Annotated in this window: 29 protein-coding genes and 1 pseudogene; 13 read left to right on the top strand and 17 right to left on the bottom strand. The window is 66.5% G+C overall.

All coding sequences use genetic code 11. From position 1 onward, the window contains the following. Window positions 1-325 precede the first annotated feature (325 nt). The 3 genes from BRW65_RS28245 to BRW65_RS31930 form a co-directional block, all read right to left on the bottom strand. Window positions 326-1,192, bottom strand: a complete 867-nt coding sequence (locus BRW65_RS28245) for a helix-turn-helix transcriptional regulator (protein ID WP_432206465.1) — start codon at window positions 1,190-1,192, stop codon at window positions 326-328. Window positions 1,193-1,325: 133 nt separating this feature from the next. Further along, window positions 1,326-2,132, bottom strand: a complete 807-nt coding sequence (locus BRW65_RS28240; RefSeq protein WP_073880371.1) for an SDR family oxidoreductase — start codon at window positions 2,130-2,132, stop codon at window positions 1,326-1,328. A gap of 125 nt (window positions 2,133-2,257) precedes the next feature. Beyond that, the gene (locus BRW65_RS31930) at window positions 2,258-2,407 is read right to left on the bottom strand and encodes a hypothetical protein (protein ID WP_167374109.1); all 150 of its coding nucleotides are present in this window, start codon (window positions 2,405-2,407) and stop codon (window positions 2,258-2,260) included. 150 nt (window positions 2,408-2,557) lie between these two features. Here BRW65_RS31930 and BRW65_RS28235 point away from each other — a divergent pair, with 150 nt between their 5' ends. Continuing rightward, complete coding sequence (locus tag BRW65_RS28235; RefSeq protein ID WP_208611944.1) at window positions 2,558-2,941, top strand: hypothetical protein; 384 nt, start codon at window positions 2,558-2,560, stop codon at window positions 2,939-2,941. 71 nt (window positions 2,942-3,012) lie between these two features. Here the strand turns inward: BRW65_RS28235 and BRW65_RS28230 are convergent, their stop codons facing one another. The 8 genes from BRW65_RS28230 to BRW65_RS28200 form a co-directional block, all read right to left on the bottom strand. Further along, window positions 3,013-3,297 (bottom strand): hypothetical protein, encoded by a 285-nt coding sequence (locus BRW65_RS28230; protein ID WP_139273289.1) that lies wholly within the window; start codon window positions 3,295-3,297, stop codon window positions 3,013-3,015. Window positions 3,298-3,382: 85 nt separating this feature from the next. Continuing rightward, window positions 3,383-4,054 (bottom strand): hypothetical protein, encoded by a 672-nt coding sequence (locus BRW65_RS28225; RefSeq protein WP_073880367.1) that lies wholly within the window; start codon window positions 4,052-4,054, stop codon window positions 3,383-3,385. Window positions 4,055-4,063: 9 nt separating this feature from the next. Beyond that, window positions 4,064-4,294: a hypothetical protein gene (locus tag BRW65_RS31530; RefSeq protein WP_139273288.1), complete on the bottom strand. Its 231-nt coding sequence runs from the start codon at window positions 4,292-4,294 to the stop codon at window positions 4,064-4,066. A gap of 165 nt (window positions 4,295-4,459) precedes the next feature. Continuing rightward, on the bottom strand, window positions 4,460-4,957 hold the full coding sequence (locus BRW65_RS28220; RefSeq protein ID WP_073880365.1) for a hypothetical protein: 498 nt from the start codon (window positions 4,955-4,957) through the stop codon (window positions 4,460-4,462). Window positions 4,958-5,164: 207 nt separating this feature from the next. Continuing rightward, a complete protein-coding gene (locus BRW65_RS28215) occupies window positions 5,165-5,488 on the bottom strand; it encodes a hypothetical protein (RefSeq protein ID WP_073880363.1) in 324 nt (107 codons plus the stop codon). Window positions 5,489-5,592: 104 nt separating this feature from the next. Further along, window positions 5,593-5,823, bottom strand: coding sequence for a hypothetical protein (locus tag BRW65_RS28210; protein ID WP_067751528.1), 231 nt, complete (start codon window positions 5,821-5,823; stop codon window positions 5,593-5,595). A 31-nt stretch (window positions 5,824-5,854) separates the two neighbouring features. Beyond that, window positions 5,855-6,604 (bottom strand): hypothetical protein, encoded by a 750-nt coding sequence (locus tag BRW65_RS28205; protein WP_073880361.1) that lies wholly within the window; start codon window positions 6,602-6,604, stop codon window positions 5,855-5,857. A gap of 151 nt (window positions 6,605-6,755) precedes the next feature. Continuing rightward, entirely contained in the window at window positions 6,756-7,103 is a 348-nt protein-coding gene (locus tag BRW65_RS28200; RefSeq protein WP_073880360.1) for a DUF732 domain-containing protein, read from the bottom strand. Window positions 7,104-7,718: 615 nt separating this feature from the next. Between BRW65_RS28200 and BRW65_RS28190 the strand changes: the two genes are divergently transcribed. From BRW65_RS28190 to BRW65_RS28180, 3 genes are all read left to right on the top strand, one after another. Further along, window positions 7,719-9,665, top strand: a complete 1,947-nt coding sequence (locus tag BRW65_RS28190; protein ID WP_073880358.1) for an alpha/beta hydrolase — start codon at window positions 7,719-7,721, stop codon at window positions 9,663-9,665. After that, window positions 9,646-10,227, top strand: coding sequence for a hypothetical protein (locus tag BRW65_RS28185; RefSeq protein WP_073880357.1), 582 nt, complete (start codon window positions 9,646-9,648; stop codon window positions 10,225-10,227). Before BRW65_RS28190 ends, BRW65_RS28185 begins: the two co-directional genes overlap by 20 nt. A gap of 62 nt (window positions 10,228-10,289) precedes the next feature. Further along, window positions 10,290-10,517 carry a hypothetical protein gene (locus BRW65_RS28180; RefSeq protein WP_073880356.1) on the top strand — a complete coding sequence of 76 codons (228 nt, stop codon included), beginning with the start codon at window positions 10,290-10,292 and terminating at the stop codon, window positions 10,515-10,517. On the opposite strand, the gene BRW65_RS28175 is transcribed toward BRW65_RS28180, so the two are convergent. After that, complete coding sequence (locus tag BRW65_RS28175; RefSeq protein WP_073880355.1) at window positions 10,514-10,849, bottom strand: DUF732 domain-containing protein; 336 nt, start codon at window positions 10,847-10,849, stop codon at window positions 10,514-10,516. The genes BRW65_RS28180 and BRW65_RS28175 overlap by 4 nt on opposite strands. Before the next feature lie 318 nt (window positions 10,850-11,167). Between BRW65_RS28175 and BRW65_RS28170 the strand changes: the two genes are divergently transcribed. Further along, window positions 11,168-12,088 carry a cation diffusion facilitator family transporter gene (locus tag BRW65_RS28170; protein ID WP_073880353.1) on the top strand — a complete coding sequence of 307 codons (921 nt, stop codon included), beginning with the start codon at window positions 11,168-11,170 and terminating at the stop codon, window positions 12,086-12,088. A gap of 15 nt (window positions 12,089-12,103) precedes the next feature. On the opposite strand, the gene BRW65_RS28165 is transcribed toward BRW65_RS28170, so the two are convergent. The 4 genes from BRW65_RS28165 to BRW65_RS28150 all read right to left on the bottom strand — a co-directional run bounded on the left by BRW65_RS28165 (window position 12,104) and on the right by BRW65_RS28150 (window position 14,877). Next, window positions 12,104-12,445 (bottom strand): DUF732 domain-containing protein, encoded by a 342-nt coding sequence (locus BRW65_RS28165; RefSeq protein ID WP_073880351.1) that lies wholly within the window; start codon window positions 12,443-12,445, stop codon window positions 12,104-12,106. Window positions 12,446-12,520: 75 nt separating this feature from the next. Next, window positions 12,521-14,035, bottom strand: a complete 1,515-nt coding sequence (locus BRW65_RS28160; RefSeq protein ID WP_244168252.1) for an alanine/glycine:cation symporter family protein — start codon at window positions 14,033-14,035, stop codon at window positions 12,521-12,523. Between the two features lie 132 nt (window positions 14,036-14,167). Then, entirely contained in the window at window positions 14,168-14,485 is a 318-nt protein-coding gene (locus BRW65_RS28155) for a DUF732 domain-containing protein (RefSeq protein ID WP_073880349.1), read from the bottom strand. Window positions 14,486-14,568: 83 nt separating this feature from the next. Next, window positions 14,569-14,877, bottom strand: coding sequence for a DUF732 domain-containing protein (locus tag BRW65_RS28150; RefSeq protein ID WP_073880347.1), 309 nt, complete (start codon window positions 14,875-14,877; stop codon window positions 14,569-14,571). A gap of 110 nt (window positions 14,878-14,987) precedes the next feature. Between BRW65_RS28150 and BRW65_RS28145 the strand changes: the two genes are divergently transcribed. The 3 genes from BRW65_RS28145 (at window position 14,988) to BRW65_RS28135 (ending at window position 16,842) form a co-directional block, all read left to right on the top strand. Beyond that, the gene (locus BRW65_RS28145) at window positions 14,988-15,725 is read left to right on the top strand and encodes a Clp protease N-terminal domain-containing protein (RefSeq protein ID WP_073880345.1); all 738 of its coding nucleotides are present in this window, start codon (window positions 14,988-14,990) and stop codon (window positions 15,723-15,725) included. Window positions 15,726-15,811: 86 nt separating this feature from the next. Beyond that, window positions 15,812-16,345 carry a hypothetical protein gene (locus tag BRW65_RS28140; RefSeq protein WP_073880399.1) on the top strand — a complete coding sequence of 178 codons (534 nt, stop codon included), beginning with the start codon at window positions 15,812-15,814 and terminating at the stop codon, window positions 16,343-16,345. Further along, the gene (locus BRW65_RS28135) at window positions 16,333-16,842 is read left to right on the top strand and encodes a GNAT family N-acetyltransferase (protein ID WP_073880343.1); all 510 of its coding nucleotides are present in this window, start codon (window positions 16,333-16,335) and stop codon (window positions 16,840-16,842) included. Before BRW65_RS28140 ends, BRW65_RS28135 begins: the two co-directional genes overlap by 13 nt. Here BRW65_RS28135 and zapE read toward each other — a convergent pair. Then, window positions 16,820-17,912, bottom strand: a pseudogene (gene zapE, locus BRW65_RS28130) (cell division protein ZapE). The gene BRW65_RS28135 and the pseudogene zapE sit on opposite strands and share 23 nt — an antisense overlap. On the opposite strand from zapE, the gene BRW65_RS28125 reads away from it, so the two are divergent. From BRW65_RS28125 to BRW65_RS28105, 5 genes are all read left to right on the top strand, one after another. Next, on the top strand, window positions 17,911-18,672 hold the full coding sequence (locus BRW65_RS28125) for a pyrimidine reductase family protein (protein WP_073880339.1): 762 nt from the start codon (window positions 17,911-17,913) through the stop codon (window positions 18,670-18,672). The pseudogene zapE and the gene BRW65_RS28125 sit on opposite strands and share 2 nt — an antisense overlap. A 69-nt stretch (window positions 18,673-18,741) precedes the next feature. Further along, on the top strand, window positions 18,742-20,301 hold the full coding sequence (locus BRW65_RS28120) for an alpha/beta hydrolase (protein WP_073880397.1): 1,560 nt from the start codon (window positions 18,742-18,744) through the stop codon (window positions 20,299-20,301). A gap of 18 nt (window positions 20,302-20,319) precedes the next feature. Continuing rightward, window positions 20,320-21,630 (top strand): arabinofuranan 3-O-arabinosyltransferase, encoded by a 1,311-nt coding sequence (gene aftC, locus BRW65_RS28115; protein WP_073880337.1) that lies wholly within the window; start codon window positions 20,320-20,322, stop codon window positions 21,628-21,630. Beyond that, window positions 21,627-22,037 (top strand): peptide-methionine (R)-S-oxide reductase MsrB, encoded by a 411-nt coding sequence (gene msrB / locus BRW65_RS28110; protein ID WP_073880335.1) that lies wholly within the window; start codon window positions 21,627-21,629, stop codon window positions 22,035-22,037. The genes aftC and msrB overlap by 4 nt, the downstream gene beginning before the upstream one ends. A gap of 126 nt (window positions 22,038-22,163) precedes the next feature. Further along, on the top strand, window positions 22,164-23,048 hold the full coding sequence (locus tag BRW65_RS28105) for an endonuclease domain-containing protein (protein ID WP_073880333.1): 885 nt from the start codon (window positions 22,164-22,166) through the stop codon (window positions 23,046-23,048). Window positions 23,049-23,195: the final 147 nt, after the last annotated feature.

The raw sequence follows: 23,195 nt of genomic DNA, 5'->3' as shown, positions 1-23,195 counted from the left end.
ATCAGTGTCCGTTCGGGGCGCCTCCTACGACGGACGCGCAGGGTAAGTCGATGGTGTGTGTACATCACCATGAGTTGAACCATACGAACATCTGGGAATACCCCGCTGAGTAACCGTTTGGGTGCACCGTCCCCGCGGCTAGCAACCCTGTAACTGAGTCACCAAATAGCGCTTGGATCCACCTCTTTGGCTCTACACATCCGCTCGAAGTGCTCGAGATCTGCGAACTTGAAGAATTCCATGCACCGAAGGATGTGAATCACCCGAGCATCCAACACGTCGACGCTGTCACCGCCTTCGCGGTGGAAGCAGGGATTGCGAGTGCTTAGAGTTCGGCCGCCATCTGTTGGGTGGCCGCCCACGACGCTAGTAGCGCTAGACCGTCCGCGGTCCGCGTCCCCGCGGCAGCGGTGTAGACGTTGAGGCGCAGGTTGGGTTCATCGGGCAGTTCCAAAGACTCGACGTCCAACTCGAGTTGACCCACGACTGGATGGTGCAAACGCTTGCGGCCCGACCGGTGCAGCCGCACGTCCTGAGATGCCCACCGCTGCCGGAATAGCTCACTGCACGTTGACAGTTCGCCGACTAGAGCGATCAGCTCCTCGTCGTGCGGATTGCGGCCGGCTTCCATGCGTAGCTTCGCGGCCGCGTCCCTGACCATTAGGTCGTAGTCGACAAAAAATTCTTGGGCTGCCTCGGGGTGCAGATAGACGAACCGCGCTGTGTTGGCGGGCCGTCGCGGATCGGCCAGCACCGGTGAGTACAGCGCGCGGGCGAGTTGATTCATGGCGAGCACGTCATAACGACCGTTGTGGATACACGCCGGCGCATCGGAGATGGCGTCGAGCACCTGCTGCAGTGTCGAGCGCACCGTCACGGCCGGCTTTTGCCGTCGTAGCCCGCTGGGCGCGCCGGATTGACGTGCGAGGTGGAACAGGTGGTCGCGCTCAGCCTCGTCGAGCTGTAGGGCAGAAGCCAACGCATCGAGCACGCCGTCGGAGGCGCCACCGAGGCTGCCGCGCTCCATGCGCACGTAGTAGTCGACCGATACCCCGGCCAGAAGCGCTACCTCTTCGCGACGCAGACCTTTGACCCGACGATTGCCGCCGTAGGCGGGCAGGCCCGCCTGCTCGGGCGCTATGCGGGCGCGACGCGAGCTGAGAAACTCCCGGATCTCGGTGCGTGGATCCATCGTGGGCATCCCTTCACCGTAGGCGCGCCGCGCAGGCAAAGGGAGGTACTGCTGGTACCCCCACGACTGCATTGCCCATCCTCGCGGTGGCCCGGAGGGAGCGTTGACCGCCGCTAAAGCCTCGCACCGACGCCTAGGGCGTACCCGACGCGGTCGTGGCGATGCCGCCGTCGACCGGGATGATGGCGCCCGTGAGGTAGGACCCGGCCCGGCTGGCGAGAAACACGGCGGTCCCCGCCATGTCGTCGTCACGGCCGAGCCGGCGCAGAGGGGCCGCCGCCGTGATCGTGTCGCCGATGGCATCGAGCGTGGCCGCCATCATCTGCGACGGGAACACTCCCGGTGCTATCGCGTTCACCGAGACGTGCTGTGGGCCCAGCTCTCTGGCAAGCACTCTGGTGAGTTGATGGAGTGCCGCTTTGCTGCTGGCATACGAGTAGTTGGGCGACTGGGCGACGTGGATGGCGGCGATGCTGCCGATGTTGATGATCCGCGCGGGATCATCAACGGTGCCCGCTCTGCGAAGTGCGGGCAGCAGCGCTTGCACCAGCCAGAACGGCGACTTGAGGTTGAGGTCGATCACTGTGCCCCAGGCTTCCTCTGGGAACGTCGCCAGCGGTTCGCGCCACATGGCTCCTGCGTTGTTGACCAAAATGTTCAGGCGTTCCGAGTTCAGAGTCACGAGATTGGCGAGGCGCTGACACTCGTCGTGGCTTGACAGGTCGGCGGGGATCGCCTGAACGTCACCAAATTTCGATAGCTGCTGCTGCGCCTCCGCGCACGCGTCTGTGTTGCGTGAGCTGATGACGACGCGGGCGCCTGCCTGCAGAAGGCCCCGCGCTATCATCAGCCCGATGCCCCTGGTGCCACCAGTGACCAGTGCGTACTTTCCAGTGAGATCGAAAAGTCTTGTGCGCGATGCGAGTTGATTGTCTTCCATCTAAAACAGGGTGACAGGCGTGTCGGGCCCTGGGGAGACCCTGGCGATACAGGTACCCAGAGAGCCACCCTTGAATCCATACCGGCGAATGCATGAACGATTCGCCGTTCTCCAACCCGGCAAGCTCAGTTCCCTATTGGCGGCTTCGGTTCGCCCAGCACCGGAGGGTAAGGACCCTCCCCTTCTTCTGGCACGACCGGCGCGTCCTCCCCTGCCTGGGCGTCGATGTCGTCGTCCTCATTGCGGCGGGTCATCGGCTCTTCCTTGCTGGCCATGGGTAGCCCATACCCACACACGATGATCGGAACCCCTTCGAGCGATGAGTTCCCCAACGCGATGGCGCGGCCGACTGGCGGCTCGGGCGCACCATCCCCACTGCCCGAACCTAAAGTGTCCCCTCCGGTGCTCCTGGTTGCTCCAAGTCGATGAACGCAGCCCGACCGACGGGCCGCGACGACCTACAGGAGATCACCATGAAGAACACCGCCCGCAGATCGATTCGTTTCCGCTACATCGCCACGCTGTTCGGCGCGCTCGCCATCGTCGCGGTGGCGCCTGCCACCGCTTTGGCCGAGCCCAACGGGCCCACCGGCGGGGGCGGCGGATGCCACTACACCGACCCGGACGGCTATGACATCCCGATCGACGAGGGACAGGGCGTGATCGTCGCCGGCAAGCTCGTCACGTGCACCAACGGCAAGACGGTCGTCACCGACGCGCCGGCGCGCACGCACCCCCGTCCACCGGTCGTGCCGCCCAATCACCTGCCGGTGCTGACCGGGAAAATGCAAGCCGCACAACCACACTGACACCGCCGGGCCGCCACCGTGAAACGCGGTGGTGGCCCACGCGTGCGTCACACCGAATGAGTCGTACCGGCCTAGGGGTGCTCCTGAATCACGCACTCGACAATCCGATTGGCCAAGCGCGGATCGAATCCCATGTGCGACACCCGCTGCGCTTCGACAGCCGGAGACACCCCGGAGTTGAGATCCTGCTCAATGACTCCGATGAGCTGCTGGTTCTGGTAGTCGTGTTCCGACAGCGGGATTTGCGTAATGCTTCCCACGCAATTTCCGTAACCGCTCAAATCGGCACGAGCGGGCGCCGCCACCATCATCGCGACGGCTAGTCCGAGTGCGGCAGCAACGGGAACGAAGCGCACGGGGATAAGGGTACCCAGCCATAACACCGAATAACCAGCAAACGGTCTACCCTCGGGCGGAGGGTAATCCCGGCGCTGGCGACGATCAGAAGTCGAGCCCGTATCCACCGCGCAAGTCCTTGTGGGCGGCCTCCAGCGTGCGGTCGCACAGGTCCACGAGTGCGTCAATGTCGAGATCCGATTCGCGGCCCAACCTGTCCAGCCACCCCATCTCCACCCTCCTCAGCTCCGACCACTTGAGTTCGCCCTCGTAGTACACCGTCACATCCTCCTGGGGGGAAGCGCAGGAGGTGGTTTGCGCCAATTGCCGCTTGCACGAATCCAATTGGGTCAGTGAATAGCCGTGCTCGCGGAACTGACGATCCCACTCGTCGAGCAGGACACTGACCGCGTCGCGCACCGGTGGCGCGGCGTAGACCATCAGCTCGGCCACCCCGTCGTCCAGACCCAGACGCATCCGGAAGTCATAGAGCTCTCGGATGGCCTCGGCGCGCCGCTGGCTGGCGACCTCCTCGGCGGTGCCGGACCCCTCGTACTGTGCCGCGCGTTTGACGTAGATGGTCGCGGAAATCAGCGACTTCAGCACCGACTTCTTGTCATCGGCCGCGCGTTTCTCGAAGTCGAGGACCCGTTCGTGGCGGCGGTCTTCCTCCTTGGTCCTGGCATCGATGCGCTTGGTCCAGATAGCCACGGTCGCACTCGAAATCACCGACGCAAGAGGCACCAGCGCGTTGGTCACCAACGTCGTCCAGTTCATTCGTCGGCCCTACCCGCAGTACCCGGACGGCGGCGGCGGGGCGCCGCGCGGGACGACGGTTTGGTTGCAGAGCCCCGATTCCGAGTGCGGATTTTGAGCAGCGGTGGGGTTCGGGGTGGAGGTACTCGGCGGCGGGGGGTCGGCGTTGGCCGCGGCCGCGGTCAGCCCCAGAACGCCCATCCCCAGCCCCGCGGCGAGGGCGGCGCCGGCGGCCAATCTCGTCAGTCCTGGTGTCGTCATGATGTTCCTTCGTGTAGTCGCAGCCGAGTCGTGCAGGTGGACGATCCCCGAGCCGGATTTCCGTGCAGGCAAAGGGGTGCGCCCAGAGCTAGATCGAGGCTAGGCGGGCGGCCAGAAGGTTTCCGGCGTTTCAGAAATTTAAACGCCGGCCGCTTCGGGCCGACGTCAGACGCGCTCGGCCTTCATGTCCATGTCGATCGTTCCCTGGCACGCGCCGCTCAAGATCTCGGTGTGCATCAGGCCGTCAAGCGAACCGTCGGGTTGGGGTGTGTACGTCACCGTGGCTCGAGCCGGATTCCATTGGATCGACGTGTCGGGCATCATGCAGTCCCACTGGAAGTCGTTGGTTTGCGACCAAGACTTTCCGTCCCACGTGAATTGGACGGGCTGCGGAACCGTCGGGTTAGTCGGCGGCGGTCCGCTGACGATCGTGGCGACGCACTTTCCGTTGGTGCAGCTCGAGCGGATGCCGTAGGTCTCGGTGTGCTGCACCTCGGGATTGCCGACCGCCATGCTGGTCCCGGCCTTCGGGCCGACCATGAACGTGATCGCGTACTGGCCGTTCCACGACGGATTGTCGGCCAAGGCACTCGGGGGGAGCGACAGGGCGGCCGGAAGAGCCGCGGCGCAGACAACAAGGAATTTCCACCGGTCCGATACCATCGTTTCTCCTCCGCGGCCGTGACTGTTCCATAGTCATCCGCCAACCCCCCAAGGGCAAGATCCCCCCGGTTGTCGGCCAGCTGCGAGAAGGCCGGGTGGCCCAGCATCAGGTCGACACGAGTGCGGCAGCGGGCCGCTTGGCGCGCAGGGTCTCCCGATGAGTCAGATCGGTTGGTAGGCAACGGCTACCGCCGCACGAGTGGCAACCTAATCCGAATCGTCGGAGTCTTCGGAGTCGTCGTCCTCGTCGTCGTTCTTGTCTTTGTCGTCCTCGTCGTCCTCGTCGTCGTCCTTGTCTTTGTCGTCGTCGCGCTTGGACTTATCGGACTCCTCAGACTTCTCCGAGTCCGTCGATTTGTCGGAGTCCTCCAGCTTGTCCGCGAATTTCGTCAAAAGCCCAGCCAGCCTGCGGGCCTCATCCGAGTCCAACGAATCGATAAAGAGTTGCTCGTCGGCATCCGAGACACGCTGAACAAAAACTGCGTCGTCCTTGATACCGACGTCCCACCGGCCTCCCTCGTCACGAGCCATCTGATGCCGCCTTTCAAGTGAGCTGATCGCACAACCGACGCGCCCGACGCGTTACTGCGTTGGTTACCCACTTGTCCCGGCGGCGCCCCACCGATGTGCGGGGCTTAGGGCGCGATCGGCCGCTTGAAGAAGCACGCGACGGAGAACGCCCCGCGGTGGTCGGCGTCGAGACCGACCATCTCCCAGCCGAGGCGGCCGAGCTCATCCGCCCTCAGCTTCATCTCGTCCATCGCAGTGTCCCCCTCGCGGTAATCCCACGTGTACTCCCACTGCTGCGGATACCACTTGCCGTCCGAGGCCAGCCACCATCCGGGGCCCGGTGAAGGATTGTCCATGTCGTCGTGACTACCACAGGCAGTGTCGGCTCTACGGCGCGTACGCCCAACCGAGGAAGACGTTCTGCGTGTCGTAGGGGCTCGGCCGTATTTCCCGGATGTGCGGCGCGGTGAAGTAATTGGCGGTCAGGTATTGCCCGTTGCCCTCGCTGAGCATCACGTGTCCGGTGCCGTGGTCGAACCCGGGGTTGCTGGTAAACACGAGCGCCCCTGCCGGGATGTTGTCGGGGCCGGTGTGGATCTGCCCTTTGCGGTTGAAGTCGTTGAACGCATCCATCGCCGAGGGGTATCGGAACGCGTGGTTGTAGGCCTGTTCGACGAACGCCTCGCATTGCACGGTGTTGTTCGGGTCGCTGGCCATCTGGTCGCGCGCCCACGCGAGAGCGTGCGCCGCCTTGTCCTCGCCGGCGTTCGAAGCGGCCACCGCCGCGCCACCCCCGCCGGCGCAGTCGGGCCCCAGCGCGTCGAGGGTGCGCGTGTCAATGTCGACATCGGCGACGTAGTGACCGTCAGATGTCTTGTACCACAGGCTGTCCCAACCTCCATTGGCAATCTGGTAGCTGAAGAAGCCCTGCACGGGCTCGCCCGCGGTGTGGCAAACCAAAGTCAGTACCTGCCCGGCGTTGTAGACGCCCTCCTGGCCTGACTTCGGGGTGGGGCCGGTCATGCGATTGGTGATCGGGGCTTTGACGGTGGCAGTCGTTTCCGCGTGAGCGGGCGCGGCACTGCTCAGACCGAAGGCAAAAACGGCTGCCGTCGCGGCCGCGATCGCTGATCTCATCGCTTGGTCTTTCTGCCACGCCCCATATGAAATTGATCGGGACGCTACACCTGCACAGAAGGCCTCGTGATTGAAATGGTGACAAGAACGAAAATCGCGCCGAGATCCTTATCCACCCATTAACGAACGAAAAAGCCGGAGCCCGTCAATCTCAGCAGTGGTCGGTCCAACACCGCTGCAGCGGGCAGTACGTCGAATGCGCCAGAGTCACCATGGAATGGACGTCCCCGAACGTCACGTTTCTCGGATCCAGGATGGCGTGGACGCTCTGAGCAATCTGGTCATACGTCCACCCCCAGCCCAGGTCGTCACAGATGAGGCGCCCCATCCCGGTGAGGGCGGCGTCGTGTTCCGGCGGCCAATTGAAGCCCTGGGCACGCAGCTGGGCCAGGTAGGCGTCGTCGGCGGGATCGGCGGCCGCGACGCCGGCGCTGGCGAGAAGGGCTGCGGCAGCCGTGACGGGGGCGGCCAGTCGGGTCAGCCATCGGCGTGAGGGCATTGGATGCACTTCCTTTCCTTGCGCCGGTGGCGACGCCGTCAGGCGACGGCTGCAAAACGGAGCAAGAAAACGAAGAATAGAAAAGGCAGGAAAAAAGCGGATTATGAAAAGCTGAATAGTCGGCGCCGCACGAAAATCAGGGACCGCCGCCGGGCGGCGGAGGCGGGGGCGGCGGCGGAGTCCATCGCCGCCCATCCGTGGTCCACCCGCACGGCAGCCAGTTCAATTGGGGGCCGTCAAACGTCAGGCATTTTGGCGTGCCCGGCGTTGGCGTGGGGCTTGGTGACGGCGAGTCGGCGTGAGCGGCAGCTCCGCTGAGCATCAAAGCCCCAACGGCCACACATATCGCTGCCGACTTCCTCATCGCGATTCCGTGAAATGAGGACTCACCAGAGCGAGTCGCTAGCCTTCGGCCCGCGCGTTCACGGTTCGAACGCTAGTTGTCCGCACTGCTGACGACCTGGAGAATTCCTGCCAATCGGCGGTGTGACAGGCCATGTGGACAACCTGCGGCCGCCCCCAGACTGCGCTCGGAGTGAAGCGTGTGGGAGGGCGTTCGATAGTAAAGTTCACCGGCATGGGAGGCGGCGACGCCGCAAAACAGCAGGCGGTGCGATGCAGCTGCGGTATATAAGCGTCCCGGCGCTGATCGCCGAAGCCGGCGGCGACCCGTGGGCGATCAACCAGAGCCTGCAGGCCGGCAGCCCGTTCCAGATTTCGAATCTCGCCGAGGCTTTTCACCGGGCGGGCCGCTGCACCCAGGAAGCGAACGAGAGTTTCGAACAGGCCCGCAAGCGCTTCGATGCGGCCTGGAACCATCAGAACGGCGATCATCCGATCAACGAGTCCGCCGAAGTGCGGCGCGTCACCACAGCACTGGGCGCCCAGTCCCTCCAGCTGCCCAAAATCGGCGCCGACTTGGAGAACGTCGCCGCCGACCTGGCCGAGGCGCAGAAGGCCGGGGCCGGCGAGATCGCGACGCTGGAAGGTGAGCTGCAGACGCTCGACAACCTGATCGGCCAGGCCGTCGACATGGAGAAGGACACCCAGCTCAGCGCGCCCGACAGGCAGGCGCTCGACGCCCTCATCCGCGCCTGCGAAGACGACGCCATCAGCGACACCAAGGCCGCGCTGGCGCAGCTGCAGGCGCTGCGCAACGGCTACTCGGCCACGTTGCAGAAATCGCTGGGCAATCTGCGCGCCGACGGGTACGACCCCGAGTCGCTGCGCCAGATCGACGCCGACTCGCAGATCCCGACGCCGGAGACCAAACCCGAGGACGTGCATCGCTGGTGGACGTCACTGACACCCGAGCAGCGGCAGCGCTTCCTCGCCGAAAACCCGGACCAGATCGGCAATCTCAACGGCGTCCCGGTCCTGGCCCGCAGCGACGCCAACATCTCCGTGATGACACGCGACCTCAACCGGGTGCGCGACATCGCCTCCCGCAGCGGCGCATCCGTCGACGACGTGCTGCGGGACCCGGCAAAATACGGCCTGTCGGCCACCGACATCACCCGCTACCAGAACGCCAACGAGACCAAGCAAGGCCTCGACCACGACGCGGGCAACGATCCGTCGCACCCCAATCCGACCTACCTGTTCGCCTACGACCCGTTGGCGTTCGGCGGCAAGGGGCGCGCGGCGATCGCCATCGGCAACCCGGACACCGCGAAGAACACGGCGGTGATCGTGCCGGGGACCAGCAGCAGCGTGAAAGGCGGGTGGCTGCACGACGGCCACAACGACGCCATCAACCTGTTCGCTCAAGCCAACGCCGCCGACCCCAACAACCCGACGGCCGTGATCGCGTGGATGGGGTACGACGCCCCCAACGACTTCTCCGACGTCCAACGCATCTCCACACCCGAACTCGCACGGACCGGTAGTGCGGCGCTGGCGCAGGACGTCAACGGACTGTGGGCGACGCACCTCGGCGGCGGACAGCACGTCACCGTGCTGGGCCACTCCTACGGTTCGACGACGGTGGCCGACGCCTTCGCCATGCACGGTATGCACGCCAATGACGCTGTGCTGCTTGGCTGTCCGGGCACCGACGCCGCCAAGAGCGCCGCCGACTTTCACCTCGACGGCGGCCATGTGTTCGTCGGGGACGCCTCCACCGACCCGGTCGGGATGCTCGGTCAGCTGAATGGCTTGAGCAAGCATTTCTTCGGCGACGACATCGTCGGGCAGGTGATGGGCAGCGACCCCGGCCTGGGCACCGACCCCGCCGCCGACGGCTTCGGATCGACGCGGTTCCGTGCCGAGGTGCCCGGCGCGAACGGCATCAACCCCCACGACCATTCGCACTACTACTATCCCGGAAGCGAGGCGCTGCACAGCATGGCCGACATCGTTTCGGGCCACGGCGACGCGTTGGAAGCCGACGGCCTGACGGCCGGACATCGCTACCAGATCGGCGGCGTCCAAATCAGGATTCCCGGGCTGCCCCCCGTCACCGTCGGACCACATACCCCGGCGATCGTCGACCCGGAGTGGAACCGCCCGCCGGGTTCTGTCACCGACAACCACTTCTTCGATGGCCAGCACCACCATTGAGCGTCGGCGCCGGCAGTCGCGGCAAGCAGCGCTTGCCGCGCTGGCGGCCGCCGTCACGCTGCTGATAGGAGGATGCGGTTCCATGTCGCCCACACAACATTCCCCCGGCTCGTCTCATCCGGCGGACGATTCCGCGCACCCCCTGACCGACGACCAGGCCATGGCTCAGGTCGTCGATCCGGCCAAACAGATTGCGGCCGTGGCGAATTTGCAAGGACTCAGCGGCGGTTTCTCGTTCGCCTCCTGCAACGACCAGGGCGATCCGCCCTACATGGGAACCGTCACCATGAGCTTCCTGTTGCAGGGAGACCCCGACGCGTACTTCCAGCAGGTGCGCGCCGCGATGGTGGCTCATGGATGGAACGACGGCGCCCCGCCGGGACAGCATTACTTCGGCACCACGCTGAACAAGGATGGGGTGACGGCGAATATGAGCTACGTCCCCTCCGACCACAGTTACGGACAGATCATGTTGTACGGGCAATGCCGCAACACGACCAATCACCGCCACGACGGCAAGACGAACACCACTAACATCACCAACGAGCTGAACGCGCGCTGACGTGAAGCCCGGAAATTATTCGGCCCCGCAATGGCTTTCGTTAGAAGGGTAGAGTCGCGGGCATGAATTTCGTCGAGTGGCTGAAAAGCCCGCATCACCTGCGAACGCGTTTGATGATGGAGCGACAGCCGATCCGAAACATCGAGATAGAGACTGTGTTCGTCGAACTCTCCCACCGCGACGCGCGACTGCGCTTCCCGGTGCTCTTCATGCTGTTGCCGAGGCGTTTTGGCTCGTCGCCCGAGCGGACCCCGCGCCCCGACCAGAAGTTACCGCGAAACGCTGATTAGCTCTGCGTGGCTTTGCTGACGTACTGCGGGCAGTACGACTGCGTCGCGGCCCCGATGAAGTAACCAGAATTGCTGTCGGTTAACGCCAGCGCGCTTTTTACATCGGCCAATGTCTGCGCCAGCGTCGCGCCGTTGGTCCAGTCCTGGCAAACTCCATGTCCGGCGCTTACGACGGTTTGGTTCGACAGGTTGGAAAACGTGATTCCCTGCTGTCCGAGTGCCTGCAGGAAAACGTCGTCCGTCGCGTCCGCGTTCGCCATGGGCGCGGCGATGACAGCCATGCTCGCCAAACTGGCCACAACTGAGCCGGTCAACGGTGCGAATTTCTTCATGGTGGCTCCTTGGGGTGGGATCAATTTATAGCCGTGAGCATCTGTGTACGCGGCGATCAGTTAATAATTCGGCCACTCGATACTCTCGCACATGCTCCGCGTCTGCGCTCGACAATCGGCAAACTCGGCCTCAATTGAGGAAAATCGACATTTGTTGTGCGTTATTGTCCGCCCGCAGCAAAGGCCGCATGAAACAACGCTGTCAGACACGGTCCACTGCGAAACCGATTCCGGCACGGCCGCGGCGGCGGCAGTCCCGCCGTCCCGTGTGCCACTAACCGGGTTGGGCGCCGGCGCGGGTTCCGGCATGCTTGCCGTATGCACCTCGTCAACGGCGTCCGCGACCCCGCGGCCAGTTTTCCCCTCGACACCGTCACGGACGATGCGGCCGAGCGTCGGCAGGCCAACCGGGCCGTCGCCGTCAGCGCGATCGGACTGGCGCTGACCGGGCTCGTCGAATTGGCCATCGCGCTGCTGTCCGGCTCGGTGGCACTGCTCGGCGACGCGTTGCACAACCTGTCCGACGTCTCCACCAGCGTGCTGGTGTTCGTCGGGTTTCGAGCGTCGCGCAGAGTTCCCACCGAGCGCTACCCCTACGGCTACGAACGCGCCGAGGACCTCGCCGGAATCGGTGTGGCACTGGTGATTTGGGGCAGCGCCGCCGTGGCCGCCTTCGAAAGCGTCAACAAGCTGCTCCGGCACGGCGGCACCGGATACGTGGGCTGGGGTATCGCGGCCGCGCTGGTGGGAATCGCGGGTAACCAGCTGGTGGCTCGCTATAAGTTGGTGGTGGGCAAGCGGATTCGCTCGGCGACCATGGTGGCCGATGCCAAACATTCCTGGCTGGACGCGTTGTCGTCCGCGGGGGCAATGCTGGGGCTGGTCGGTGTGGCGCTCGGCTGGTACTGGGCCGACGCGGTGGCCGGGATCGTGGTCACGGGATTCATCTGCCATGTCGGCTGGGAGGTCACCTCGGACATCGCCCACCGCCTGTTGGACGGCGTCGACCCTGACATCATCACGACCGCCGAGGCCGTCGCCGCCACGGTGCCGGGCGTCACCCACGCGCACGCCCGGGCCCGATGGACCGGGCGGACGTTGCGTGTCGAACTGGAAGGCTTTCTCGACCCCGACACCCCACTGGCGGCAGCCGACCGAATCGGGCGCCTCGTCGCCGCCGCGCTGACGCCGCGGATTCCCGAGATGCACAACTTCACGTGGACGGCGCGGGCCGCATAACGCCCGTCGGGGCGGTCAGTTGCCGGGAACACCTTCCGGCTTCGGGCCGCGGTCCTCGCCGGTGACGTACTTCGGGCAGTAGTGGGCCGCCGAAAGATACGTGAACTTGGCCGCGCTGGCCCCTTGGAATGCCGGGTTCTGATTGCGGAGTTGGGTCACGATCTCAGCGGTGGACTGGCCGTCGTCAAGCAGGTCGCACACCGACTTGCCGATCGTGATGGCGTTGCCGCCGTCCTGGTAGGTGATGCCGGCGTCGCGCAGGTCGGTCAGGAAGTCTTGATCGTTGTTCACATCGGCGTGGACGGGCGCGGCCAGGCCGACCGCGGCCGCGCCGGCCAGAACGAGAAGGAATCGCATAACGCAGCGATTGTCGCAGACCTGCTGGGCAATGGCACCTCGCCGGGATAACGGCGGGTGAACTCTCGCGCCCGGTTAGGCCGCCGGCGCCTCGGAGGCCCGCAGCGCCGGGCGGTGCAGCGTCAACGACTCGGGCAGCGCGCCGACCTGCCGGCGCTCCGCGCGCTCCCAGATGTCGCCGTCCAGGACACCGGGCAGGCCGGCCTCGCTGGCAATGAAAACCGGCGCCACGCCCTGCGCGAACTGCCGGTGGTAATCCTTGAGGGCCGCGAACGCCCACTTGCCGAGCAGACAGATGGTGATCAGGTTCGCGATGGCCATCACCGCCATCGTCAGATCGGCGAGTGCCCACACCAACGTGAGCTGGGCCAGGGCCCCGAAGATGATGGACAGCAGCGTGACCACCTTCAACACGTTGGCCGCCAGGCGCCGGCCGCCCAGGTAGAACAGATTGGCCTCGGCGACCACGTAGTTGCTCAGCACCGAGGCGAACGCGAAGACGAACACCACCGAGGTCATCAACACCGTGGTCCACGAGCCGAGATCCGCGGCGATCGCGGACTCGGTCAGGCTCGCCCCGGCCAGCGAGCCCAAGCGAGACGGGTTGTAGGTTTCCGGGCCGGACAGCAGCACGATGAACGCCGTGGCCGTGCAGATCACCATCGTGTCGACGAACACCGCGAGCGACTGAATCAGGCCCTGCTCCACCGGATGCGCCACGGTCGCCGCGCCCGCGATGTTGGGCGAACTGCCCATCCCGGCCTCACAGGCGAACAGGCCCCGCTTGACGCCGGTGAACATCGCGGCCAGCGCCCCGCCCGCGAAACCGCCCGCCATCTGCCGGATTCCGAACGCACCGCCGATGATCTCCCTGATCACCGTCGGCAGTTCGGTGATGTTGACGGCCACGATCCCCAGCGCGAGCAACGTGTACAGCAGCGCGACCACCGGAAGGACAGACCCGGCGAATTGGGCAACGCGCCGCACGCCACCGAAAAGCACGGGCGCGGCCAGCACCGCCAACACCACTGTGGTCCAACCGACCCCGATGCCGTGCGACGACTGCAAGACCCCGCTGATCGCGTTCGTCTCCACCATGTTGAAGGCGGTCGAGAACGTCACCACCAGCAGCATGGCGAAGATCACGCCGCCCGCACGCGACCGCAGTCCGCGCTGAATGTAGAACGCGGGACCGCCGCGAAAGGCGCCGTCGTCCGAGCGGACCTTGAAGATCTGGGCCAGGGTGGCCTCGATCACCGCGGTGGCCATGCCGACGGCGGCCACCACCCACATCCAGAAGACGGCGCCGGGCCCCCCGACCGTCAGGGCGATCGCGACGCCGGCGATGTTGCCGGTGCCGACACGGGACGCGAGCCCGACGCAGAACGCCTGGAAGGACGAGATTCCACCGTCCTGGCGATGAGCCCGACGAAGCTGGCGCACCATGCGCCCGAAGTAGCGGATCTGAATGAATCGGGTGCGCACGGTGAAATAGATGCCGCCGCCGATCAGCAAATAGATGAGGACGTGGGTATTGAGGATGTTGCTAACGGGCTCGACTAGCTGCTGCTGAAGGAAGTCCAAGCCCATGCTTCCTTTCGGCTACCACCGCTGTCCGTCGCCGAAATGGTATGGGCAAATTGTTTATTACAGGTTTCGTTAACCCCCCGTCAATGGTCGGCTATGTAAAAACCGCATCACATCCGACGCCGCGGGCCCCCGCTAGGAGGCGGCGCTGGGCGGCGCCAGCGCTTGGGGGCAATACGAGTTGGCGGCGATTGCCGCGAATCGGGTGGCGTCGTCGCCCTGCAGCCCCCGGTTGAGCATCTGGATCATCCGGACGATGTCGGTCAGGTTCGAGCCCTCGTTGACCAACTTGCACACCGACTTACCGGAGGTAATCGCCTGGTCCGGGTCCGAATAGGTCAGGCCGGCGGCGTGAACCGTGGCCAGGAAGGTGTCGTCGCTGCCATCGGCGTGCGCGGGTCCGGCCAGGGCGATCGCGGCCGCCGCGCCGAGCGAAATCAGAAGTGGCCTCACGGCTCACTGATCGTTCCAGAGCCGCATCCGACGCGCATCTCGTGGCGAGAATCGGCCGCCTACGAGCTCGATGCCGTCGTCGTCTAGCTGCTCGAAGAGAGCGTGTCCGGGCAGTAGGCCTTCGCAGCTATCGCGGTGAATTTGGCGGCCTTGTCGGCGCTCAATGCGGTATCCCCCTTTTGCACTGCCGTCGCGATGTCCGCGATGGCGGTGCCGTTACTGGCCGACGTGCACACGTATTGGGCCGCCTGGATGACCTGCCCCGGGTCGGTATAGGTGAAACCGGCCGCATCCAGTGAGGCGAGGAACGCACCGTCGGTGTCGTCGGCGTACGCCGGCGCGGCCAGGCCGATCAGGACAGCAACGCTGGAAATCGTCAGAACAAGCTTCATAAATTCGAAATCGTTCCAGACCTGCGTTGAGTGCGCGGCCGACGAAACAATATTTAACAATCGTCAACCCCAGGTTGACAGACGCATGGCGTCAACCTATCGTTGACGCCATGGCCGAGCCGACCCGCATCGCCTATCCCGTCCGCCTCGACGAGCTGATCAACGCCATCAAAGCGGTGCACACCGACGCGCTGGACCAGCTGGCCGACGCCGTACTGGCGGCGGAGCATTTGGGCGAGGTCGCCGACCACCTGATCGGGCACTTCGTGGATCAGGCGCGGCGATCCGGGGCGTCGTGGACCGACATCGGCAAGAGCATGGGCGTCACCAAGCAGGCGGCGCAAAAGCGGTTCGTCCCGCGCTCCGAGACCAACACCCTAGACCCCGAACAGGGCTTCGGCCGCTTCACGCCGCGGGCGCGGGGCGCGGTGGTGGCGGCCCAAAATGCCGCTCATGAGGCGGCCAACGACGAGATCACGCCCGGCCACCTGCTGCTCGGTGTGCTCAGTGATCCGGCCGCGCTGGCCACGGTCCTACTGCGCCTGCAGCAAGTCGACACCGAGTCGTTGCGCGCGGCCGTGGAGTTGCCCCCGGCCGGCAGCGAGACCCCCGACCTCATCCCGTTCAGCGGACCCGCCCGCAAAGCCCTCGAGCTGACCTTCCGCGAGGCACTTCGGCTGGGCCACAACTACATTGGGACCGAGCACCTGCTGTTGGCGCTGCTCGAGCTGGAGGACGCCTCGTCCGACGAAGGACCGCTGCGCCGGTGCGGCGTGGACAAGGGCCGCGTCGAGGCCGATCTGACCAAGGCGCTGGAATCGCTCGGCGGCGGCGCCAGCGTTCGATGATCGGGGTGGTCGACCCCTGCCCGACGCATCACCGCGTGTGCGATCATTCGAAGGTTCCCTTGCCGGGTTGCCTAGGAGGCGAAGACATGGCGAAGAGGCCCCGCTGGCTGGTCGTCCTGTCCGCGTTCGTCGTCGCCGCGGCGAGCGTCACCGCGGTCGCCCCGCTTCCCGCCCCCCGCGCCTGGGCCGGTGACGCCCCGATCGGTCACATCGGCGACACGCTGCGAGTGGACACCGGCACCTTTGTCGCGGACGTGACCGTCACCGGCGTGGCGCCCTGCGACCCGCCTCCGGGCTTCGGCTACACGCGCGAGGGCACCTTCCGGGGCTTCCCGGGCAGCTCGGTCGAGCGGGCCGACGTCGTCGTTCGCGCGGTTCGCGTGCCTAACCCGTTCGTCATGGCGACCACCTTCAGCTTCGACGGCGTGACCCAGTTCGCCGACGCCTACAAGCCGCGCGCCTCCGACGCCCCCGACGCGCTGGACAACGTGCTCACCAACGCGCCGAACGGGGCGATCGTGCGCGGCGAGGTGTATTGGGACGCCTACCGTGATCCCGTCTCCACCGTGGTCCTGCTGGACAGGAAGACGGGCTACCACCTCGCACAGTGGAACCTCTGACCCGCACCGCACGCGTCGTCACGACGAATTCCGTTGACGTTCAACAGCTTGCCGACGTCGCCGGGCGCACCTTTCCGCTCGCATGTCCGGCGTCGATGGCACCCGAGAACATCGCCGCGTTCGTCAAGGCCAACCTGACGCCCGCCCGCTTCGCCGAGTACCTGGCCGATCCGCGGCGCGCGGTCATGACCGCCGAGTCGGGCGAGCGAATCATCGGTTACGCCATGCTGATCCGCGACGGCGAGGCCGCCGAGCTGTCCAAGATCTACGTCGCGCCGGAACACCACGGCACCGGGGTCGCGACCGCACTGATGGACCTCGCGCTGACCACGGCCGGCGAATGGAAAGTGAGCCGCGTGTGGCTCGGCGTCAACCAGGCGAACCAACGCGCGCAACGCTTCTACGCCAAGAGCGGCTTTCAGGTCAGCGGCACCCGGACCTTCCAGGTCGGCGCCGGACGCGAGAACGACTTCGTCATGACCCGCCCGCTTCCTTGACCGTCAGCGCCAGAAGCCGAGACATGGCCCGCAGGTACTTCTTTCGGTAGCCGCCCGCCAGCATCTCGTCGCTGAAGATGGTGTCCAACTTGCCGCCCGAGGCGACCACCGGAATGCCGGCGTCATACAACCGGTCGGTCAGCGCCACCAGTCGCAGCGCGACGTTCTGGTCGTCGATGCGGTGCACCCCGGTCAGGAACACGGCGGTCACCCCCTCGATCAGGGTCAGATACCGCGACGGGTGCATGGTGGCCAGGTGCGCGCACAGCGCGTCGAAATCGTCGAGCGTCGCCCCGTCGACCCGCGCGGCCCGCGCGACCACCTCGGCGTCCGACGGCGGCTGCGGGGCCGGCGGCAGGCCGCGGTGCCGATAGTCGGGACCATCGATCCGCACGGTGGTGAAAATGCTTGCCAGCGTGTTGATCTCGCGCAGAAAGTCCTGGGCGGCGAACCGGCCCTCGCCCAACTGCTCGGGCAGCGTGTTGGAGGTGGCTGCCACCGACACTCCCCGCTCCACCAGCGCGGAAAGCAGCCGTGATATCAGCGTGGTGTTGCCCGGGTCATCCAGCTCGAACTCGTCGATGCACACCGCCGTGTAGCCGGCCAGCAGGTCGATGCATTCGGCGAAGCCGAACACCCCGGCCAACTGGGTCAGCTCCCCGAACGTCGCGAACGCCTTGGGAGTTGACGACTCCGGACCGTGGCCCGGCAACGCGTAGTAGGCCGACGCCAGCAGGTGGGTCTTACCCACGCCGAATCCGCCGTCCAGATACAGCCCGACACCGGGCAGCACCGCCCGGCGACCCAACAACTTTCGCCGGCCCGCGCGCCGCTCCACCGCTTGCCGGCAGAACTGTTGGCACGCCGCGACGGCGGCCGCCTGCGTCGGCTCGGCCGGGTCGGGCTCATACGTCGCGAAGCTCACGTCGGCGAACGTTGGGGGCGGCCGCAATTGAGCGATCAGCCGCTCCGGCGACACACTCGGATGCCGATCCACCAGGTGCGCCACTTCCCCGGAAGTGGACCCGTGCATCAGGAGAACCCTACCGGCGTGCTGCAATCAACCGCATGGCCCTTCCCGAGACGCCGCTGTCGCTGCTCGGATCGGTGCGCGAACTCGCCGACGCCGAACTCCCCCGCCTCTACGACTACCCCGAACGCGACGGGACGTGGGTGCGGGCCAACTTCATCGCCAGCGTGGACGGCGGCGCCACCTCCGGCGGCAGCAGCGGAACGATGGGGGGCCCCGGCGACCGGTTCGTGTTCAACCTGCTGCGCGAGCTCGCCGACGTCATCGTGGTCGGCGCGGGCACCGTGCGGGTCGAGGGCTATTCGGGGGCGCAGCTGAGCGTCGCCCAGCGCCAGCGGCGGCAGGCCCGCGGGCAAAGCGAGATCCCGCAACTGGCGGTCGTCACCAAATCGGGCCGGCTGGACCGCGACATGGGGGTGTTCACCCGGACCGAGGTGCCGCCGCTGATCCTCACCTGCGCGGCTGCGACGGCCCCCGCCCGCCGGCTGCTCACCGACCTGTGCGAGGTGATCGACTGCTCCGGCGACGACCCCGGCGAGGTCGACGAGGCCGTCATGCTGGCGGTCCTCGGCGCTCGCGGGATGCGCCGCATCCTGACCGAGGGCGGGCCGATGCTGCTCGATTCGTTGATCCAGCGCGACATGCTCGACGAGCTCTGCCTGACCATCGCGCCCTACATCGTCGGCGGCCTGGCCCGCCGCATCGCGACGGGGCCCAGCCAACTGTTGAGACAGATGCGCTGCGCCCACGTCTTGACCGACGACGCCGGTTACCTGTACACCCGCTACGTCAAGGCGTAGCTACCGTGGTCGACCCGCCTGCGCCCGGCGTCGCCGCGCTTGCGATCGTCGCTAGCTACTGTGGTCGACATGAGTCGGCAGATCACGCTCGCCACGGTCTTGATTGCGGCGACCACCGTGGTCGCCGGCTGCGTGCCGGGACTGGCCGCCGACCCGCGCTTCGCCACCAATTCCGGCGCCCGGCCCCAAGGCGCGACCACCGCCAAGCCCCCGCCCAGCGGCCCGCCGCCGATCGCCGCACCCAAGAACGACCTGCCGTGGCACGACTGCACGTCGAAGGTGTTCGGCGACGCCGCGGTTCCGCCCGCCGCCGGGGTTCAGCTGGATTGCGCGAACTACGACGCGGACCTGGACCCGAATGGTGGCGGGACCGGCACCGTGAGCGTCGGCGTGGTCCGCGCCCGCTCCGGCCAGACCCCCCGCGACGCCGGCCCGCTGGTCTTCACCACCGGCTCGGACCTGCCATCCTCGGCGCAGCTACCGGTCTGGCTGTCGCGGGGCGGCGCCGACGTGCTGCAGACCCACCCGATCGTGGCCGTCGACCGCCGCGGCATGGGCATGTCGAACCCGATCGACTGCCGGGACACCTCCGACCGCCAGATCATGCGCGACCAGGCGCAGTTCCAAACCGGCGACGACCCCGTCGCTAACCTCTCGGACGTCGCGAACACCGCCACCACCAACTGCACCGACGCCATCGCCCCGGGCGCCGGCGCCTACGACAACGCCCACGCCGCCTCGGACATCGAGCGGCTGCGCTCGCTGTGGGACGTTCCCGCCGTTGCGCTGGTCGGGATCGGCAACGGCGCCCAAGTGGCGCTGGCCTACGCCGCGGCGCGCCCCGACAAGGTCGCCCGGTTGATCCTCGACTCGCCAGTTGCCTTGGGCGTCAACGCCGAAGCCGCCGCCGAGCAGCAGGTCAAGGGCCAGCAGGCCGCGCTCGACGCCTTCGCCGCCCAGTGCGTCGCGGTGAACTGTGCGCTGGGGCCCGACCCCAAGGGCGCCGTCGGCGCGTTGCTGGCCGACGCCCGCGCCGGCAAGGGGCCCGCCGGCGCGTCCGTGGCCGAGGTGGCGAACGCGATCACCGTCGCCCTGGGCTTTCCCTCCGGCGGCCGCGTCAACGCCACCACCACCCTCGCCAACGCCCTAGCGGCCGCCCGCTCCGGCGACACCAATCAGCTGACCAGTCTGATCAGCCACGCCAACGCGACCGAGGACTCCGACGGCCAGTTCGTCAACACGTGCAGCGACGCCGTCAACCGCCCCACCCCGGACCGGGTGCGCGAACTGGTGGTGGCGTGGGCCAAGCTGTACCCGCAGTTCGGCACCGTCGCGGCGCTCAACTTGGTCAAATGCGTGCACTGGCCCACCGGCTCGCCACCGGCGCCGCCGAAATCGTTGAAGGTCGACGTGCTGTTGCTCGGCGTGCAGAACGATCCGATCGTCGGGACCGAAGGGGTCGCGGCGACCGCCGCGACGGTCATCAACGCCAACGCGGCCAGCAAGCGGGTGATGTGGCAGGGCATCGGCCACGGCGCCAGCATCTACTCGCCGTGCGCGGTTTCCCCGCTGATCGGCTACGTCAACAGCGGCAAACTGCCCGGGACCGACACGTACTGTCCCGCCTGATTTTCCGGCCGCGCGCCGGTGTACGGTGCGCTGGTGACGGCAGCTGAATCGACCCGAACCGGCTTGCGTGATTGGACGCTCGCCGCCTTTCGTCCCCGTGGCGGGCCGCCGAGCACCGCGACGATATTGCGGTCCGCGCTGTGGCCGGTGGCCATCCTCTCGGTGCTACACCGCAGCATCATCCTGACGCTCAACGGCAACATCACCGACGACTTCAAGCCGGTGTACCGCGCGGTCCTCAACTTCCGGCGCGGCTGGGACATCTACAACGAGCACTTCGACTACGTCGACCCGCACTACCTGTACCCGCCCGGCGGCACGCTGCTGATGGCGCCGTTCGGATACCTGTCCTTCACGCCGTCGCGGTACCTGTTCATCCTGATCAACACCGTAGCCATCCTGATCGCCTGGTATCTGCTGCTGCGGCTGTTCAAGTTCACGCTGTCCTCGGTGGCCGCGCCGGCCCTGCTGCTGGCCATGTTCTGCACGGAAAGCGTGACCAGCACGCTGGTGTTCACCAACATCAACGGCTGCGTGCTGCTGGCGGAGGTGCTGTTCCTGCGGTGGCTGCTGGACGGGAAGGTGCGGCACCAGTGGTGGGCCGGGCTCGTCATCGGGTTGACGCTCACGCTCAAACCCGTGCTGGGTCCGCTGCTGCTGCTGCCGCTGCTGAACCGGCAGTGGCGGACGCTGGTGCCCGCGTTCCTCGTCCCGATCGCCGTCAACGCGGCCGCCTGGCCGCTGGTCAGCGACCCGACCGATTTCGTCACCCGCACGCTGCCCTACATCGGGGGCGTCCGGGACTACTTCAACAGCTCGATCGAGGGCAACGGCGTGTACTTCGGCCTGCCCACGTGGCTGATCGTCTTCCTGCGACTCCTGTTCACGGTGATCGCGATCGGCGCGCTGTGGCTGCTCTATCGCTACTACCGCACCCGCGACCCGCTGTTCTGGATCACCAACTCGTCGGGCGTGCTGCTGCTGTGGTCGTGGCTGGTGCTGCCGCTGGCCCAGGGCTACTACTCGATGATGCTGTTCCCGTTCCTGATGACGGTGGTGCTGCGGAACTCGCTGATCCGCAACTGGCCGGCGTGGCTGGGGATCTATGGATTCCTCACGCTCGACGACTGGTTGATCTACCGCTACATGAGGTATGGCCGCGCATTGCACTACCTCAAGATCACCTACGGCTGGTCGCTGCTGCTGATCGTGGTCTTCACCGTGCTGTGCTTCCGCTACCTGGATGCCAAGGCCGAGGACCGGCTGGACGACGGCATCGATCCGGCCTGGCTGCCCGTTGACCGCGAGCGCGCTAGCGTGGAGGCATGACTAGCCCGAAGCTGCAGCTGACCGACGACGAGTGGCGCCAGAAGCTCACGCCCGAGGAGTTTCACGTGCTGCGCCGCGCCGGCACCGAGCGGCCGTTCACCGGTGAGTACACCGACACCAAAACCGAAGGCATCTACCAGTGCCGGGCGTGCGGCGCCGAATTGTTCCGCAGCACAGAGAAATTCGAGTCGCACTGCGGCTGGCCGTCGTTCTTTGACCCGGCCAACTCCGACGCGGTGATCCTGCGGCCCGACCACTCGATGGGGACCACGCGCACCGAGGTGCTGTGCGCGAACTGCCACAGCCACCTGGGCCACGTCTTCGCAGGCGAGGGCTACCCGACCCCGACCGACCAGCGCTACTGCATCAACTCCATCTCCCTGCGCCTGGTGCCGGCGGGGACGTAGCGCCTGTTCTCGGTCTTTGGGCCTCAGGTGCCGCGACACTTAAACCACGCACACGACACGCCGGAAAGCGTCGCCATGGCTTAAGTTTCGCGGAGCCGGCGGGACCGGCACGACGTCTTTGCTGGTGTGGAGGACGTGTTTGTCGGCAGCGAGGCATTGCGGCGGGGAGCCCTTAGCCGGCACCAGCTGCGAGCGCAATTTCGCGCCATATATCCCGACGTCTATCTGCCGGCCTACGCCACGCCGTCGCTGCGCACGCGTTCGATTGGCGCGTGGTTGTGGTCGGGCCGGCGCGGCGTGCTCGCCGGACTTGCCGCCGCCGCGCTGCATGGCTCGCGATGGATCGACGACGACGAGCCGGTCGAGCTGATCTGGCGCAATCCCCATCCCCCGGCCGGCGTGCTCACCTGCAATCAGCGAATCGGACCCGACGAGGCCACCCGTGTCCACGGCCTGCCGGTGACCTCCCCCGCGAGGACGGCGTTCGACTTGGCCAGGCGGCCGCCCGGTGGCGAGGCGGTAGCGCGACTGGACGCGCTCATGCGAGCGACGCCGTTCTCGAGCGAGGACGTGATGATGCTCGCCAAGCGGTACGCGGGGGTACGCGGCCTGCGGAACCTGCGGGCGGCGCTCCCCCTGGTCGCCCCGGGTGCCGCGTCGCCCAAGGAGACCTGGCTGCGTTTGCTACTGATCGACGCCGGTCTGCCGACCCCCACCACACAGATCCCGGTGCAGCAGAACTGGCGATTGATTGCCGTTCTCGACCTGGGCTGGGAGGCATACCAGGTGGCCGTCGAGTACGACGGTGACCATCATCGCTCCAACCGCCGCCAGTACGCCCGTGACCAACAACGGATCCGCACGCTCGAAGAATTGGGCTGGGTCGTCATCCGGGTGATCGCCGAGGACAAACCCGAAGGCGTCATACGCCGGGTCCGTGGCGCGCTCCACCGTCGCGGCTTCCGCGACACTGAAACGACGCACGCGACACGCCGGAAAGCGCCGCCCTAGTTTAAGTTTCGCGGAAAAGCGGGGGGCGCGACGCGCGGGCCGGGGCGCGACGCGCGGGCCGGGGCGCGACGGGCGGGCAGCGGAAGTCGACCCCGAAGACATCGCCGACGACGTGCTGCTGCGCGACCAGGTGGACCTCGATTCCAT

It is taken from the genome of Mycobacterium paraffinicum, from assembly GCF_001907675.1.
Classification (GTDB): domain Bacteria; phylum Actinomycetota; class Actinomycetes; order Mycobacteriales; family Mycobacteriaceae; genus Mycobacterium; species Mycobacterium paraffinicum_A.
This window is presented reverse-complemented; position numbering and strand designations above follow the sequence as displayed.

What these genes read in the sequence shown, in the direction of transcription:
- BRW65_RS28220 (WP_073880365.1), bottom strand. Translation starts at nt 4,957, where the DNA reads ATGGTATCGGACCGGTGGAAATTCCTTGTTGTCTGCGCCGCGGCTCTT.
- BRW65_RS28125 (WP_073880339.1), top strand. Translation starts at nt 17,911, where the DNA reads ATGGCCCTTCCCGAGACGCCGCTGTCGCTGCTCGGATCGGTGCGCGAA.
- BRW65_RS28225 (WP_073880367.1), bottom strand. Translation starts at nt 4,054, where the DNA reads ATGAACTGGACGACGTTGGTGACCAACGCGCTGGTGCCTCTTGCGTCG.
- BRW65_RS28140 (WP_073880399.1), top strand. Translation starts at nt 15,812, where the DNA reads ATGGCGAAGAGGCCCCGCTGGCTGGTCGTCCTGTCCGCGTTCGTCGTC.
- BRW65_RS28200 (WP_073880360.1), bottom strand. Translation starts at nt 7,103, where the DNA reads ATGCCCTCACGCCGATGGCTGACCCGACTGGCCGCCCCCGTCACGGCT.
- BRW65_RS28185 (WP_073880357.1), top strand. Translation starts at nt 9,646, where the DNA reads ATGGCCAGCACCACCATTGAGCGTCGGCGCCGGCAGTCGCGGCAAGCA.
- BRW65_RS28240 (WP_073880371.1), bottom strand. Translation starts at nt 2,132, where the DNA reads ATGGAAGACAATCAACTCGCATCGCGCACAAGACTTTTCGATCTCACT.
- BRW65_RS28120 (WP_073880397.1), top strand. Translation starts at nt 18,742, where the DNA reads ATGAGTCGGCAGATCACGCTCGCCACGGTCTTGATTGCGGCGACCACC.
- BRW65_RS28180 (WP_073880356.1), top strand. Translation starts at nt 10,290, where the DNA reads ATGAATTTCGTCGAGTGGCTGAAAAGCCCGCATCACCTGCGAACGCGT.
- BRW65_RS28170 (WP_073880353.1), top strand. Translation starts at nt 11,168, where the DNA reads ATGCACCTCGTCAACGGCGTCCGCGACCCCGCGGCCAGTTTTCCCCTC.
- BRW65_RS28210 (WP_067751528.1), bottom strand. Translation starts at nt 5,823, where the DNA reads ATGGACAATCCTTCACCGGGCCCCGGATGGTGGCTGGCCTCGGACGGC.
- BRW65_RS28175 (WP_073880355.1), bottom strand. Translation starts at nt 10,849, where the DNA reads ATGAAGAAATTCGCACCGTTGACCGGCTCAGTTGTGGCCAGTTTGGCG.
- BRW65_RS31530 (WP_139273288.1), bottom strand. Translation starts at nt 4,294, where the DNA reads ATGACGACACCAGGACTGACGAGATTGGCCGCCGGCGCCGCCCTCGCC.
- BRW65_RS28235 (WP_208611944.1), top strand. Translation starts at nt 2,558, where the DNA reads ATGAACGCAGCCCGACCGACGGGCCGCGACGACCTACAGGAGATCACC.
- BRW65_RS28205 (WP_073880361.1), bottom strand. Translation starts at nt 6,604, where the DNA reads ATGAGATCAGCGATCGCGGCCGCGACGGCAGCCGTTTTTGCCTTCGGT.
- BRW65_RS28215 (WP_073880363.1), bottom strand. Translation starts at nt 5,488, where the DNA reads ATGGCTCGTGACGAGGGAGGCCGGTGGGACGTCGGTATCAAGGACGAC.
- BRW65_RS28165 (WP_073880351.1), bottom strand. Translation starts at nt 12,445, where the DNA reads ATGCGATTCCTTCTCGTTCTGGCCGGCGCGGCCGCGGTCGGCCTGGCC.
- BRW65_RS28190 (WP_073880358.1), top strand. Translation starts at nt 7,719, where the DNA reads ATGCAGCTGCGGTATATAAGCGTCCCGGCGCTGATCGCCGAAGCCGGC.
- BRW65_RS28150 (WP_073880347.1), bottom strand. Translation starts at nt 14,877, where the DNA reads ATGAAGCTTGTTCTGACGATTTCCAGCGTTGCTGTCCTGATCGGCCTG.
- BRW65_RS28245 (WP_432206465.1), bottom strand. Translation starts at nt 1,192, where the DNA reads ATGGATCCACGCACCGAGATCCGGGAGTTTCTCAGCTCGCGTCGCGCC.
- BRW65_RS31930 (WP_167374109.1), bottom strand. Translation starts at nt 2,407, where the DNA reads ATGGCCAGCAAGGAAGAGCCGATGACCCGCCGCAATGAGGACGACGAC.
- msrB (WP_073880335.1), top strand. Translation starts at nt 21,627, where the DNA reads ATGACTAGCCCGAAGCTGCAGCTGACCGACGACGAGTGGCGCCAGAAG.
- BRW65_RS28160 (WP_244168252.1), bottom strand. Translation starts at nt 14,035, where the DNA reads ATGGGCTTGGACTTCCTTCAGCAGCAGCTAGTCGAGCCCGTTAGCAAC.
- BRW65_RS28145 (WP_073880345.1), top strand. Translation starts at nt 14,988, where the DNA reads ATGGCCGAGCCGACCCGCATCGCCTATCCCGTCCGCCTCGACGAGCTG.